Origin of the sequence: Clostridium sp. FS41 (assembly GCF_000954015.1) — a bacterium.
Lineage (GTDB): Bacteria > Bacillota > Clostridia > Lachnospirales > Lachnospiraceae > Enterocloster > Enterocloster citroniae.
In genome coordinates this window covers 259926-275596 of the sequence record NZ_JYHN01000069.1, presented here as the reverse complement: position 1 = coordinate 275596, position 15671 = coordinate 259926, and the positions used below count along the sequence as shown (strand labels likewise).

Sequence of the window (15671 nt, the reverse complement as noted above, 5' to 3'; positions counted from 1 at the left end):
CACAGCAGATGAACGGAATCAAACTAGTAAAACACGGGGCATTGTCAGTCCGGGAGATGGCATTTTGCGGTTTATTTACAGCGCTGATCGCAACCGGGGCATTTATACAGATCAACATACCGGTGCAGCCCTTTCCCATGCATTTCACCCTGCAGTTTTTCTTTGTGCTGCTGGCGGGATTCCTTTTAGGTCCGCGGCTGGGTACCCTCAGTGTCTGTATCTATCTGGCAGTGGGTCTGGTGGGGGTTCCCATTTTTGCCGCAGGAGGAGGCCCGGCCTATCTGGTCCGGCCCACATTCGGATTCCTCCTGGGATTTGCCTTTGCCTGTTATGTGACGGGCAGTATTGCCAGGCTTTCCCAGCGGACAACCGTAAGATGGTATCTGTTTTCCGCTTTCTGGGGCATGATCGTCATGTATTTGTCCGGAATGTTTTATTTTTATTTTATCAGCAATTTTGTCATCCATATGCCTGTAACCTGGAAGCTGGTGTTTATCAACTGTTTCCTGCTGACCGTGGGCGGTGATTTCATATTATGCGTCATGGCAGCAGTGCTGGCAAGGCGGCTTAAGCCCATTGTCCGGATGTTTGACTGACCGGCGAAAGATGGGACAAAAAGGGGGAAACATTAAAATGCTGCCACAGGCGGGATATAAACCGCTTATGGCAGCATTTTTGCGTGGTATTTTTGCATGGTATACCAGACGGTGTACGTTCCGGTTGTTATAAGGCTCCAATCCTGGCGGGATTAAGGCCCGCCGGACTGCCTCACGGGTCAGGAGGCAGGTTTGGCACTGGGTCAGGAGGCAGGCTTGGCGCCGGATTGTTTGAATTCCAGGTTGTCAAAGGAGAAGGCAGCGCACACGCCGGAGCTGTCCTCCATATAATCCATGGACACCCTGTCCCCTGGCTGGGTCAATGCCAGTTCATTGCTGAGTTCATAGGATACGGTGAAAATGTGGTCCTTTTGCTCTTCCAGGATCACCTTGTAGGTGATGGTGTCGTCAATGGTCTCGCTGGCGATCCGCAGCACGGTTCCCTTGATGGCGGATGTGGCCTGACCTGTGGAAATGTTGCTGTTGGCAGTGCCCTGGACCTGACGGAAATTGCGCAGAGCGCTGTCAATGGTCTCTCCGGTACCCACATTGGTGTAGTTGGAAACAGACACAAATGCATACTGCTTGATCAGGCCCGCATTGTCCTTAAGGGTCATAAAATAGGTGGGCTGTCCGTCCATATTGATGATCATGGGGAAGGAGGCTCTGTATCCGTACTGCTGAACCTTGCCCTCGGCTGAACTCTGGGCAGCCATCTCCGTGGCGCCGCTCATCTGGTAAATATTAGATTCCTTTGTGACCATATCCACCAGGATAAAACCGATGGCGGACTCATCGGAGCCCACACTGGTAAGACCCGTAAACAGGTAACAGCGGGAGCCGTTGTAAATGATGATATCACCCTGGCTGGGGCGGAATTTATCCTGGTTGGAGAAGTTGAAGATGCCATGGACATACATACCCTGGTTCTGTATCTGCTCCATCACAAAGCGTTCAGGCTGCACGCGGTCTACCCATTCCGGCAGACTGTCAATGGTGTAATGGGTTGTCTCACCTGTGGTGGCATTGACTGTCAGCACTCCGGTGGCCTCGGGCAGATTAAAGAGCCAGCGGTTTTTATAAGTGGAAATGACCCAGTAGGGCACGCCGTTATCGTCCAGCTCAAAGGAGTAGTCCGTCAGCCCTTTAAAAAGTCCGCCTCCAAATAAGCGCACATGACGATTCAAGTCATCCAGGATATAGGCGTTTGCCTGGTACTTGATCTTGTGGTCCGTTACCAGGGTGACATCGCTGACATCACTGGCCGATACCACAATGTATCCCGCAGAGCCGTCCATGTTCTTAAGCCATTTAAAGAAGCCGGAGTGCTCCAGGGGAACCACCCATACCAGCTTGTCATTCACCTTCTGGATCACAGGGGTGCCCAGTACCACCTGGCTGCCCAGTCCCGGGTTCTCACCCACCTTTTTGTCAGCCAGTTCCTTGGCCAGACTCTTGTCCACAATGGGGAGCTGGTTTAAGGCCAGGGGCTGGACCGTGTCCGTAAATTCCGACACCACCGGTGTTCCCAGCTGGTCGCGGTATGCCTTGTAGTTGAACAGGGGCATGGATAGCACGGTCGCTGCAAAATACAGGACCCACAAAATGGCCAGCAGGACAAAACCTGTCTTGTAGCCTTTTACGCTTTTGTCAAGGGTTATCTGGGGACGGTAAAATTCATTGCTGGTAATGCGCAGGCTTCCAAGGGCCACGAAGAAATTCAGCACCACATAACAGCTGATGATAAAGCACCAGGAAAATGCACCGTCAGGGTACAGGGGGTTTAAGTTTGGACCCTGGAAGATGATCAGCGCCGCAAAGACGAGGGTCAGAACCAGGTTCAGTAAAAACTGAGTCTTTTTTTTCATGTGTTTCCTCCATAATTTTAACGACTTTTTAACAAAGGTCATACTATTGATTATATAACATGCTGGAATAATTACAAGGGGGAATGGATGGTATGTAGTGCAAAGCCATACCGGATGACCATAAAAAATGCTTTGCAAACCTGCCGGTCAGTGATAAGATGTTATAAAAAGTAAGCAGCAGGAGGCCCGTAAGGCTTGAGAAGGACAATAGAGACACCACATAAATATAAGATGATATTCAGTGATATTGACGGCACATTATTAGACAGCAGCCATCAGGTGCCGGAGGAGACCCGGCAGGAGATCCTTAAACTGGAGCGGGAGGGAGTCCCGTTTATCCTTGTTTCAGCCAGGATGCCGGATGCCATGACCACCATACAGGACCAGATTGGAAACAGTGCTCCCATGGTGTGCTACAGCGGAGCGCTGATCCGGGATGAAAGGGGTGAAAACCTGTACAGCTGTCAGATGGACCTGGGTGTGGCTATGGAAATCAAGGAACTATTGGACAGAGAGTATCCACGGATCTGCTGCAATACCTACGGGGGCAGCAGATGGGTGGTGGATGATGATAAAAATCCCTGGGTGATGAAGGAGGAAGCCATCACCGGCCGCAAAGCGGAGCGCGGCGATATGAAGGTTGTATTTACAGCAGACCAGGGGATCCATAAGTTCCTGCTCATGGGAGACCATGAGGAGATAGAACGGCTGGAGGGATGCCTTAAGAGAAAATATCCCCGGCTTTCCATTGCCACCTCCTCACCTGTGTATATGGAAGTGATGGACGGAAAGGTAAAAAAATCAGAGGGGGTGCGATTTCTGTGCAGCTATTTCGGGGTAGGGATGGATGAGGTGATTGCCCTGGGGGACGGATGCAATGACATGGACATGCTTCAGGCTGTGCACAACAGCTATGCCATGGCCAATGCGTGTGAAGAGGTGAAGCGAAGCGCCGCCCATGTAACCCTGGACAATGACCGCCAGGGGCTGCTGGCGGTTCTAAAGGAGAATTTCAGATGAAATTAAGTTCCAATGCCCTCAAATGGATCGCCATGGCTGCAATGCTGACCGACCACATAGGCCTAGTGCTGTTTGAGTATCTGTACGTATATAAAGGCCCCCTTCTGGGGTACTGCCCCCTGCTGCAGACGCCCTGGGAGAATGTGGTGGGTATTGTTGGATATACCATGCGGGTGGTGGGAAGAATCTCATTTCCGCTGTACTGCTTTTTGCTCACAGAGGGATTCCTCCACACCCGCAGCTGGAGAAAATACTGGCTGAGGCTGATGGCCTTTGCCCTGATTTCAGAGATTCCCTTTTCACTGGCTGTATTTGACATGTGGGTCGGTTCCGTAAGGAATGTGTTCTTTGAACTGGCCACCGGTATCCTGATGCTCCAGGGCTTTAGAATGGCACAGCGGTATTATGACCTGAGAAGGAATGTCTGGATGCTGCTTGTATTTTGCGCAGCCAGCGCAGCAGCCTGGCTGGGACAAATGGATTACGGGGTGGAAGGGATGGTCCTGATCGCAGTTTTCTATTTCCTGAGAGAACACAGGACAGCCCGGGCGGGTGCGGGCGGACTGGTCGCATTCACAGGCAGCTGGGAAAGCTGCTTTGGGTCAGGAGCCCTGTCAGCGGTTTTTCTGCTGCTTTATAGCGGGGAAAAGGGCGGACAGGGAAATAAATATCTGTTTTATTGTTTTTATCCCCTGCACCTGCTGGTGCTGTTCCTGATCCGCAGGTACGCACTGGGGATCATGTGAAACACCCCGCGCAGGAGTGTTTCAAAGTAAGAAACCCTAATATGGGACAGAGAGGTTATCATGGCTAAAACAAAATATGACCATATTTATACACAGCTGAGAAACAGGATCGAAAGCGGAACCTATCCTTATCAGGACCTGCTTGCATCGGAGCACACCCTTATAAAGGAGTTTGACTGTTCCAGGAACACGGTGCGCCGGGCCATAGGCCGGCTGGCGGATGAGGGATATGTGCAGAGCATCCACGGAAAAGGGGTGCAGGTGATCTATCAGCCCCAGGAGCAGTCTGAATTCTTCCTGAGCAATATTGAGAGCATGAAGGAGGCTGTGGCCAGGAACAAAAAGTCCTATACCACCCAGGTGGTATGCTTTGCAGAACTGACTGTGGATGAGAAGATACAGGTGCGGACCACATTTCCATTGGGTGAACAGATCTACTATATCCAGAGAGTGCGTTACATTGACGGGGAAGCCCTGATCATTGACCATAACTATTTCCTGAAATGCGTGGTGAAGTCCCTGACCCCGGAGATTGCACAAAAGTCCATCTATGAATACATGGAACAGGAGCTGGGGGAGAGTATTGTCACCACAAAAAGAAAGATGACAGTGGAGCGGATGAACCAGATTGATGAAAAGTATCTGGACATGAAAGGGTATAACTGTATGGCCGTGGTCAGCAGCATGACTTACAATGCCCAGGGCATAATGTTTGAGTTTACCCAGTCGCGCCACAGGCCGGACCGGTTTGTGTTCTATGATCTGGCTCATAGGGCGAAGTGAAAAAAGACCGATTATGATACCATTTGATTTCTCGTGGTATTCTCTCACCGTGATCCCCTATGCTATGATATCTCTGTAGGTAACTATTGGAGGGCTGCTGTAAGGCAGAATCATACATAGGGAGGGCGCTATGGTAAAAATTCATTTTGAGATCATGTCTAAATATGAGCAGAAGGGGGAACCTGTATCGGTTGCGGTCCCATTTCCCAAAGGAAAAGCGGATTATGGGGATCTGCCTCTGTTTACTGTGCAAAGGGGAGAGGAAACTTACCCGGCTCAGTACAAGGTGACCGCTGACTGGGAAGATGGGTCCATTAAGTGGCTTCTTGTTAATTTCCTGGCAGATCTGCCGGCTAACCGTGCCGTGGATTACTGGCTTTCCAGGGAGGAGGGGGAGTCCCGGCCGTTAACCCCAATTGTTTTTAAAGAAGATGGCCATGTGGTGATAGATACGGGAAGCATGAAGGCTGTCCTATCCCCAGCAGGGGCGGACCATATATTTTCAACCATAGAAACAGGGGGATACCTGTATAATGAGAGGACGGTAATGGGCCCGTATATGACTGACAGGGCCGGCCGGCAATATATGATCCGCATTGGGGATGATGGATGGGAGATACTGGAGGACGGTCCGGTCCGGGCTGTCCTCTGTACAGAGGGTAAACATTATGACGAATCAGGGGAGAGTTGGTTTGATTATAAGCTGTTTGTCTATGCGTACCGCAACAAGGATTGGCTGAAGTTTGATTACCAGTTTATAAACTGTGAGGAAGACAGGGAACACAGGGAACACTATGACCTTGAACTGAATGCAGAGGCAGCAGGATTTAAGTACAGCAGGGATTACGCATACGAGGATGTTAAGGGGATCGAGGTACGGATCGATCCCGGCTGCGGCGGGGGGCAGGAATTTAACCATACTCTTTTTACGTCCAGTTTCCACTATACGGCGGAGAAAAAAGCAGGGAGCCAGCGCCTATACCATCTGGTTTCAGCAGATACAATCATTCAAACGGCAAATGAAATGTTTCCCGAAGTCCTGTTCAGCATCTATGCATTGGACTGGCAGGATCAAACCCGCGGGCTTACAGCCGGCGTCTATCAGGCGTACCAGAATTTCCCAAAGGCAATAGAAAGCTCCAGGGAGGGGATTGTTCTGAAGCTAATGCCTCCGGAGTATGGGGAAATGCTGAAGGTGCCCCAGGGGGCGGCCAGGACATCCCGGTTCCATCTCTCATTCCATGGAAAGGATATGACAGAAGACCAGATCGTGGACAGGGAACTGTTGTTTCAGCGTCCGGTAATACCGGTGCTGGATCCCCAGGTATACATGGACTCAGGTGTATTTGGCAGTCTGGTATCCAACCAGTACCATCACAGCACGGAGCGTTTCCTGTTCCGCTATGTGGATTCCAGGGCAAAGGGACTGGGGATGATGAACTTTGGTGATGGCCCGGAATGGGAGTACATGAAGCAGGGACGCTCAGAAGGGCTGGATGTTTGGATCAATAATGAGTATGATATGCCTCACAACTTTATGCTCATGCTTGCCAGAACAGGGGATTCCAGGTATTATGATTACCTGAAGGCATCCACGGAACACTGGTATGATGTGGATTTCTGCCATTATAGCCAGAATCCCCACAAATACGGATTACTGTATACCCATAGCGTGGATCATGTGACAGGCCAGCCGGTGCCCAGCCATCAATGGGTGGAGGGGTTCCTGGACTACTATCATCTCACGGGAAATAATCAGGCATATGAGGCTGCCATGACCATCGGGAACCGTTTGATCCAGCTGCTGAAGCTGCCCCTTTATCAAACCACGGGAACGGTGGAACCCAGGGAGATCGGATGGGCCATGAGGACATTCCTTGCTTTGTACCAAGAGACACATGAGGAACGCTGGCTGGACGCATGCCAGCCGATCGTGGAGGTTTATATTGAGTGGGCCAATGCATATGGGTCATGGACCTCACCCTACCCTGACAACCACCTTGCCAGGGTGCCGTTTATGATCAATGTGGGAGTGGTGGGGCTTACAGGCTATTACAGGCTGCGTCCGGACCAGCGGATCAAGGAAACGGTCCTGTCTGTGATCAATGAGATGATGGATGAGTGTTATGTGGAGCGGGCCGGAACTTTTTATGGCAAACAGTCACCTGCGGTCCGCTACCTCAATCTAAACGGTATGGTGCTGCAGTCCCTGGCAATTGCCTATGAGCTTACAGGGAACAGGAAATATATCGATGCAGGCATGGGGATGTTCCAATGGATTTCCGTTGAGAACCTTCCGCCCGTGTATGATTTTTCAAAGATAAAGCGGGATGAGTTTACCGTTATATACAATTGTCCGGTGGGGCCAAAGCGCTGCGCCCAATCTTTGATTCCTTTCCTGCACTTTTATAAGTATGTAATGGAGTTGGGGATACTGGAACCGGGATTTTAACCAAAAGCCAGTGTTGGGGGGATAGGGAGTGGATCAGCTTTCAATCCCTCCCAATTCCACAATGGTTCCCATCCCTTTTTTGCTTTGGATCCTGACATAACCGCTCCTATATGCTAGGCGGATACGCTGGCTGATATTTTTAAGCCCAATGTGTTTTCCCGAACTGTCTACCTGTTCTTCCATCAGCGCCTGCTGCAGATCAGCCAGGCGCTTTTTGTCCATTCCATAGCCGTTGTCAATAATAAAAACTGAAAGAAATCCATCCGTAGAACGGATCTTGATTTTGATCCACAGCTTTTCAGGCGTGGTTTTGCCTGAATGGGTGATGGAATTCTCAATAATGGGCTGCAGAAGCAGGCGGAGGATGGGGGCGTCCAGTATGTCATCGGTGTATTCCCAGGTGACATGGAAGCAGTCCCTGTATTTAAATGACTGGAGTTGGATATAATTTTTGGTAACAGCGATTTCCTCCTGCACGGTTACCGGCTTCATAGGCTCATCCAGGGAATACCGCAGCAGAGAAGACAGCTCCAGGATCATCTGATTGGCAGAGGTGGGCCTGCCGCATGCCTTCAAAATCTCTAGGTCGATGCTTTGAAGGGTATTAAATAAAAAATGAGGGTTCAGCTGATATTGCAGGGCGGATAATTGGGCGGTTGATAAAGCATATTTTTTTGCATCCAGCTGTACCTTCAGATACGTCTGGGACATAAACAGGTTGATCACATTGTTGATAATGTGGAAATAAGGACTGCCAGGAACTGCTTTTAGTCCGTTCTGAGCATGGAATTCTCCCTTTTCAGCCTGGTCAAACAGGTCAATGATCTGGAATATCTGCTGATAATCACGGCGGGTGAAACAATATGCCAGAACTGAGGATACAAGGATACTAAGGAAACCGGCGGCAATAGTAAGCTGGAGGATTTTATTGGAAAGCCCGAAGACTTCGCTTCGTGGGATCATGGATACGTAGCGAAAACCATAGTTTCCCGGAAATGTCTCTGAGTTTATATAGTAACCGTGTAAGAGCAGGTTGTCCGGATGGTTGTCCAGGGTATCGGACAAGGCCTGGGATTGTACGTCCTCTGGAAGGGAACCGGCATTCTCATTAAAAAACAGGATCTGGCCGTCCCTGCTTAAGATCATAAGGGCCTGACCATCATAATCAGCTACTGAATTCAGCCATTTGTTAAAATATTCCTGATTGATGTTAATGGCCATCAGTTCATTGTATTTCATCCTCTGATACACGGTTACGGACGGTATGGTATGGGTATCAAATTTATTCTTTTTGATGTGGCGTATCTGTATATATGAAGATTCCTCACGCCCATCCATTATACCGGCCCAATCTTTGTCAATGGAGTCAGAGAACCGTTCACGGTTAAGGCCGTTTATATAATAAGGGCTGTTTTGCATTGTTATGTACAGCGACTGTATGTAAGGCTTAGTACTCTGTGAGTAATAAATGTTCTGCATGGACTGCTCCAGCCTCTGTATCATTTCCATGTCAAGATGTTCATTGTTCAGCGCTTGGATCAGTGCCAGGTGAAGCTGGGCATCTGAGTTCATGGTGACCCTGTAAAATTCCAGGGTATTGGTCAGCTCACTGAAGAACTGTTCCATTAAATCTGTGGTGGCCATGGTTTTGGCCTCCGCCTCCTGCTTTACTTTCAGATTGATGAAAAATACGGAAACAGAGCCGAAAATGCAGATGGGGATCAGTGTCAGGCTTATGAACATGATAAATTTGGAAATAAAAAACTGCTTTTTCATATAGGCAGCTCCTGTTCCCGGAATTCCCTTGGAGTTTTTCCGCAATACTGTTTAAATGCGCGGGAAAAATTCTTGGGATTGTCATATCCCACTGCGGCTGCCACTTCGTATGTTTTCAGGGTGATATCACGCAGCAGTCCCGCTGCTTTTTCCATTTTCACATCCAACACGTATTCGGAAAAGTTTTTCCCCTTCTTACGCTTGAATATCTTTGACAGATAATTGGGGCTCAGACTGACAAGGATTGAGGCATCCTCCAGGTTTGCATTCTGAAAATGTTCATCCACATACTGGGTTACCTGGTCCACAATAAGATCGTAATAACCAGGTGATTGTTCATCTATTTTACGGATTCCCCTGGATGCGTCCAGGCTTTCGCGTATCTTGGTGAAAACCTGTATAATGGTATCATATTTGATGGGTTTCAGGATGTATTCCTTTACCCCAAAACGGAGGGCTTCACGGGCATACTCAAATTCCGCATATCCGCTTAGAAGGACAACCGTCACATCGGGATAATCCTTGGAAAGGGCGTGGGACAACTCCAACCCGTCCATTTTGGGCATACGGATATCACTTAAGACCACGTCCACCAGATAGCGCTCTATGTAGTCCAGTGCACTTTTTCCATTGGGGAATGTACCGGCTATCTCAAATCCCATCTCGGCCCATGGATAACAGGCAGCTATACCTTCACATATACTGCTTTCATCATCTACGATAATCAACTTGTACATACATTCCTCCAAACAGATAGATAATGATACCATTTCGTTGCTTGCAATTCTTGTCAGAAATCACGCTGAATTATATCATAATTATATTAGATACTATAAAAATTGTAAAGATAGAATGACCAGGGGGGATATTATATGAAAGCCATAAAATATACGGTCAATAATCAGAAAAAAAAGAGGCTGAAAGACTACAGGGGACTGTTTTTTATCATGCCCTGGCTGATCGGTTTTTTGTTTTTGCAGCTGTATCCGTTTTTAGCCTCACTGTACTACTCATTTACCCAATATAGTGTTTTGGGACAGCCGAAATTCATAGGGCTAGACAATTATATCCGTCTTTTTACCATTGATCCAGATTTTAAAAAATCCATTATGGTTACAATGAAATATGCGTTGATCTCAGTTCCAAGCAAGCTTTTCTTTGCCCTGATCGTTGCATTGATCCTGAACATGAGGTTAAAGGGCATCAATGGCTTTAGGACTGTCTACTATATCCCGTCCATTTTGGGAGGAAGCGTGGCGGTATCAGCGCTGTGGCGGCTGATGTTTATGTCAGACGGGATTTTGAACAAGCTGCTGGAACTCATAGGACTGCCCTCTGTCAACTGGCTAGGGCAGGCAGGCACGGCTATGTTTACCATATGCCTGCTGCAGGTATGGCAGTTTGGCTCCTCAATGGTATTGTTCCTTGCCGCGCTGAAGCAGATCCCCGTGGACCTGCATGAAGCTGCAAGTATTGACGGGGCAGGAAAGGTGAAGCGGTTTTTCTATATCACCCTTCCCATTATAACACCCATTGTATTTTTTAATCTGATCATGCAGACCATCAACGCACTGCAGAATTTCACATCTGCATTTGTGATCACCAATGGGGGGCCTCTAAAATCCACCTATTTAATTGGAATGAAACTGTACACAGAAGGCTTCAGCAATTTTAAGATGGGCTATGCTTCTGCAATTTCCTGGATCCTGTTTGCCATTATATTGATCTTTACTTTGTTTATTTTCAAATCCTCCGATGCATGGGTTTATTATGAGGATGGAGGTGACTTTTAAATGAAAAAACACAATGCAATTGCGTACATCCTTTTGGTATTGGTAGGTCTGGTGATTACGTTTCCTTTTATCTGGATGTTTTTCGCCTGTTTTAAGACCAATGCGGAGATACTGGGCTCCACTAAACTCCTCCCTTCTTCCTTTGATTTATCGGCTTTCTCAAGAGGGTGGAACGGTGTGGGCAACATTACCTTTGCCACTTATTTTAAAAACACCTTTGTGATGGTAATACCCACCGTGCTGCTGACCGTGTTCTCCTGTTCCTTTGTGGCTTACGGTTTTGCCAGGTTCAGGTTTCCTTTTAAAAAGTTTTTTTTCGCCTTGATGATTTCCACGCTTATGCTTCCAAACTCCGTTATCATCATTCCGCGGTACTTAATTTTTAATAAGGCGGGACTTCTAAATACATACTGGCCTTTTTATCTTCCGGCCGCATTTGCCTGTTTCCCGTTTTTTATTTTCATGATCGTACAATTTTTGCGGGGAGTGCCGAAAGAATTGGATGAAGCAGCGTATATTGACGGATGTTCGTCTTTGAAGGTCTATTTTCAGATCCTGCTGCCTCTTATAAAGCCTGCATTATTTTCAGCCGGTCTGTTCCAGTTTATGTGGACGTGGAATGACTTTTTTAATACTTTGATTTACATCAGCTCAGTTAAGAAGTTTCCTGTTTCCCTTGGGCTAAGGGCGTCTCTTGACACTGCCGCACAGGTACAGTGGGATAAGGTCATGGCCATGTCCATGATCAGCATTCTGCCCCTTATCATACTGTTTTTCTTTGCACAGAAATATTTTGTTGAGGGCATCAGCACCACGGGGTTAAAGGGATAAAATCCAACAATGGGAGAGGTAGGGCAGGATGAGGAAAAAAATACATTTTGAGATTGTATCCAGGTATGACAAAAAAATGGAACCAGCCACAGTGGCTGTTCCGTTACCAAAAGGAGAGCTGTATTCGGGAAAAATAAAGTCTCTGAAACTGAAAAAACTGCCTGAGGGCAGGTGCTATCCGGCGCAGTTCAGGGCAACCGGCTTTTGGGAGGATGGCACGGTCAGGTGGCTTCTGGTTCATTTTCTTGGAGATTTACCTGCAAACCAGGAAACGGATTATGAACTTTGCCTGGCAGCGGAGATGCAGGATAAAGAAGAAACAGGATTTCCAATGATTCATGTGCAGCGGGGAGGTGAGTATACAGCCATTGAAAACGGATCAATGCATATAGAACTGGCCAAATCAGGACAGAGATGCATATTCCACAGGATTGTGACACCCGGACATACATACGGTGCGGATGAAATTATCGGGCCGGTCATTAAGGATCAGGAAGGGGATGAGTTTAAGGCAGAGATAGGAGCAGGTGGATGGGAAGTGATCGAAGAGGGACCTGTCAGAGCCGTGGTGAGAACAAGGGGGAGGCATTACTGTGGGGAAAAGAGCTGGTTTGATTATGCTCTTATGATCACCGTTTGGGCCGGAAAACCATGGATCCTGGCAGACTACCAGATCATAAACACGGAGGATGACAGATCCTCAGCCGACAGGCGGGAAATGGTCATCAATAATGAACAGGCCGGTCTTAAATATAACAAAGACTATCCCTATGAAGCGGTAAGGGAAATGAAACTGGAGATCAGGCCTGGAATTGGAGGCGAATGCACAGGGGAAGAAGAATATGGAATTTATACATCCGGCTTTAATTATCATGTGAAGAAAGGAAATCAGGAACCCATTTCAGAACTGATCACAGCTGATACGATCATCAATACGGCAAATGAGATGTTTCCTGAAGTGTTGTTCAGTATTTTTGCAGCGGACTGGAGAAACCGGGATTATGGAGTTACAGCAGGCATCCAGCAGGCATACCAGAATTTCCCCAAAGCATTGGAGGCTTCGGGACAGGGGATCTGCATCAGCTTTCTTCCGGAACTGAACACCATTCTTAAGGTGCCTCAGGGAGTGGCAAAAACTACCAGATGCTATTTGTATTTCCATGAGGTAGAATTGGAAGACAGAATGCTCGTTGACAGGGCGCATCAGTTTGAGATGCCCGCGCTGCCTGTGCTGGCGCCTGAGGTTTATATGGAGGCATCTGTATTAGATCCCTATATTACCGACCAATACCACCATGAGACAGAGCGCTTTTTATACCGGTATGTGGATTCAAGAGCCAAGGGGCTGGGAATCCTGAACTTCGGGGACGGGCCGGAATGGGAGTATATCAAACAGGGCAGGTCTGGGGGAGAGTTGATCTGGATCAACAATGAATATGATATGCCCCACAATTTTATGGTTATGCTGGCAAGGACCGGGGACCGCAGATACTATGATTATATGAAAGCGGCTGTGGAGCACTGGTATGACGTGGATCTCTGCCATTACAGCGGCCAACCTTACAGAAAGGGACTTCTGTATACCCATAGCGTGGATCATGTCAGCGGTCAGCCGGTACCCAGCCATCAATGGGTAGAGGGGTTTCTGGATTACTATCACCTGACCGGCAGTCCGTACGGTTTGGAGGCTGCCAGATCCATTGGACAGGGGCTGCTGAAATTGATGGAACTGCCCATTTACCATGCCACAGCCACAGTGGAACCGCGTGAGATCGGGTGGGCCATGAGGACATTTATGGCTCTTTACAGGGAAACCTGGGAGCAGAAATGGCTGGATGCCTGTGAACCTATTGTGAAGGTATACCTGAAATGGGCAGAGGAACTGGGAACATGGACTACCCCATACCCTGACAATTACATGGACCGGGTGCCTTTTATGATGCATGTGGGTATTGTGGGACTCTATCAATATGATCAGGTATGCCCGTCCCGGGAGATAAAACAGACCATGATAAATGTGGTGGACGATATGATACGGTATTGTTACATCCCAAGGGCGGATGTGTTCTTTGGAAAACAGTTTCCGGCTGTCAGATTTTTAAACCTGAACGGAATGGTGTTGGAGAGCCTTGCCATAGCCTATGAGCTTACCGGCGACCGTGCATATATGGAAACCGGACTTGGGATGTTTGAGTGGATCACCAGGGAAAACCAGCCGCCCTTGTATGATTTCTCAAAATACAAACATGATGATTATACAGTGATCTATGATTGTCCGTCCGGCCCAAAGAGGTGTGCCCAGACTCTGCTCCCCCTTTTGCATTATTACCGGCGGGCTGTGGAACTTGGGTATTTAAAGAACAGGGAACAAATAATGAATTCAGGAGGGTACGTATGAAAAAAATTAAAAAACTGGTATGTATAGCGCTTTCAGGGATCATGATGGCATCTGCCATGTCAGGCTGCACAGCAGAAACCAAGGAGACAACATCTGCCCCTGAGCAGAAGGAGGTCCCGCACAAGGACGGGGCAGAAAGCCCGACAGCGGAGAATCCGGCAGAAAGTCCGGCAGCGGAGAGCCCGGAAGCAGGGGAACCGGTCTCGCTTCGTTTTGCCTGGTGGGGCAATGATGCGCGGCATGAAAAGACCATAGAAGTGATTAAAATGTACCAGGAAAAACATCCCAATGTGACCATTGAACCGGAATACAGGGGCAAATCTGAGAGAGAGAAGGTAGCAACGGAGCTGGGGAGCGGTACGTCAGCGGATATTGTGCAGCTGAACCCTCCGTGGATGGGAGATTTTGTTTCCAACGGTGATTTTTTTGTGGACCTGGGGCAATATGGTTACGATATTGAGGGATTTGATAAAAAGCTGATCGATAACTATTGTACCTATAACGGTACCTTGATCACACTTCCCAGCGGCCTTAATGCCAGATGTTATATTATGAATAAAACCAAGCTAGATGAGTTTGGCATTCCTTCTGGTTTAGATACAGCGTGGACATGGGATGACCTCATTACCATTGGCAGGACCGTACATGAGAAGAACCCGGACATGTATTTTCTGAACATTGATAAAAGTGATATGGTAGAGTTTGTAATGCGTCCGTATATCATTCAGAAGACGGGGAAATTCCTTATTGACGATAACTTTGAACTGGGCTTTACAAGGGATGATCTGGTGGATGCGTTGAATTATGCAGCCAGACTGTACACGGAGAACGTGGCAGTCCCTGCTGCGGAGGGCAATACCTTTTTGAACGCCACATGGACCAACCCGGACTGGATCAACGGAAAACTGACATCCAGGCTTTCGTGGACATCCCTTATTACAAGTGAAACGTCAGATTCTGAAGATACCTTTGTACCCACAGGACTTCCCATGCGTCAGGATGCAAAGGACACATCTGTGGTGGTGAAACCGTCACAGCTGTATGCCATTGTAAAGACATGTGAAAATCCTGAGGTAGCAGCAGATTTCCTGAACTTCCTCCTTACTGATGAAGAGGCAGGAAAGGTATTGGGGGACTGCCGTGGAGTTCCTCCCTATAAGGCGGTTCAGGACGCATGTATGGAGGCGGGCGTCTTAAACGAAAGCGTGATCATTGCAACCCAGTATGCACAGGAAAATGCCGGACTTTACGAAAACACAGCATCTACAAATGCAGAGATAACAGCGGTACTGATCGATGCGGCGGAAGTGGTTTCTTATGATTCCACAAAGGTAGAGTCTGCGGCAGATCAGGCAATGACACTGATCGAGGACATTTTATCAACATTAAGGTAACATGGAGCAGGGGG

The 15671-nt window shown here is 48.1% G+C and carries 12 protein-coding genes; 9 read left to right on the top strand and 3 right to left on the bottom strand.

Features of this window, described 5'->3' with window-relative positions; genetic code table 11:
• Positions 1–8 precede the first annotated feature (8 nt).
• On the top strand, positions 9–596 hold the full coding sequence (locus CLFS41_RS22795) for a biotin transporter BioY (protein WP_007866849.1): 588 nt from the start codon (positions 9–11) through the stop codon (positions 594–596).
• A 203-nt stretch (positions 597–799) separates the two neighbouring features.
• On the opposite strand, the gene CLFS41_RS22790 is transcribed toward CLFS41_RS22795, so the two are convergent.
• Complete coding sequence (locus tag CLFS41_RS22790) at positions 800–2464, bottom strand: hypothetical protein (protein ID WP_045093554.1); 1665 nt, start codon at positions 2462–2464, stop codon at positions 800–802.
• Positions 2465–2659: 195 nt separating this feature from the next.
• Here CLFS41_RS22790 and CLFS41_RS22785 point away from each other — a divergent pair, with 195 nt between their 5' ends.
• From CLFS41_RS22785 to CLFS41_RS22770, 4 genes are all read left to right on the top strand, one after another.
• Positions 2660–3484: an HAD family hydrolase gene (locus CLFS41_RS22785; protein WP_082082664.1), complete on the top strand. Its 825-nt coding sequence runs from the start codon at positions 2660–2662 to the stop codon at positions 3482–3484.
• The gene (locus CLFS41_RS22780) at positions 3481–4230 is read left to right on the top strand and encodes a TraX family protein (RefSeq protein ID WP_045093553.1); all 750 of its coding nucleotides are present in this window, start codon (positions 3481–3483) and stop codon (positions 4228–4230) included. Before CLFS41_RS22785 ends, CLFS41_RS22780 begins: the two co-directional genes overlap by 4 nt.
• A 60-nt stretch (positions 4231–4290) precedes the next feature.
• Positions 4291–5013: a trehalose operon repressor gene (gene treR / locus CLFS41_RS22775; RefSeq protein WP_007866838.1), complete on the top strand. Its 723-nt coding sequence runs from the start codon at positions 4291–4293 to the stop codon at positions 5011–5013.
• 130 nt (positions 5014–5143) lie between these two features.
• On the top strand, positions 5144–7465 hold the full coding sequence (locus tag CLFS41_RS22770; RefSeq protein WP_045093552.1) for a hypothetical protein: 2322 nt from the start codon (positions 5144–5146) through the stop codon (positions 7463–7465).
• Between the two features lie 33 nt (positions 7466–7498).
• Here CLFS41_RS22770 and CLFS41_RS22765 read toward each other — a convergent pair whose 3' ends face one another.
• Positions 7499–9241: a histidine kinase gene (locus tag CLFS41_RS22765; protein WP_045093551.1), complete on the bottom strand. Its 1743-nt coding sequence runs from the start codon at positions 9239–9241 to the stop codon at positions 7499–7501.
• The gene (locus tag CLFS41_RS22760; protein ID WP_007866829.1) at positions 9238–9978 is read right to left on the bottom strand and encodes a response regulator; all 741 of its coding nucleotides are present in this window, start codon (positions 9976–9978) and stop codon (positions 9238–9240) included. The genes CLFS41_RS22765 and CLFS41_RS22760 overlap by 4 nt, the downstream gene beginning before the upstream one ends.
• Before the next feature lie 135 nt (positions 9979–10113).
• Between CLFS41_RS22760 and CLFS41_RS22755 the strand changes: the two genes are divergently transcribed.
• The 4 genes from CLFS41_RS22755 to CLFS41_RS22740 are packed head-to-tail and all read left to right on the top strand — an operon-like array spanning position 10114 to position 15657.
• Entirely contained in the window at positions 10114–11034 is a 921-nt protein-coding gene (locus CLFS41_RS22755; protein ID WP_007866825.1) for a sugar ABC transporter permease, read from the top strand.
• On the top strand, positions 11035–11865 hold the full coding sequence (locus CLFS41_RS22750) for a carbohydrate ABC transporter permease (RefSeq protein ID WP_007866821.1): 831 nt from the start codon (positions 11035–11037) through the stop codon (positions 11863–11865).
• Between the two features lie 28 nt (positions 11866–11893).
• Positions 11894–14263, top strand: a complete 2370-nt coding sequence (locus tag CLFS41_RS22745; RefSeq protein ID WP_045093550.1) for a hypothetical protein — start codon at positions 11894–11896, stop codon at positions 14261–14263.
• Positions 14260–15657 (top strand): ABC transporter substrate-binding protein, encoded by a 1398-nt coding sequence (locus CLFS41_RS22740; protein ID WP_045093549.1) that lies wholly within the window; start codon positions 14260–14262, stop codon positions 15655–15657. The genes CLFS41_RS22745 and CLFS41_RS22740 overlap by 4 nt, the downstream gene beginning before the upstream one ends.
• The last annotated feature ends 14 nt before the right edge of the window (positions 15658–15671 follow it).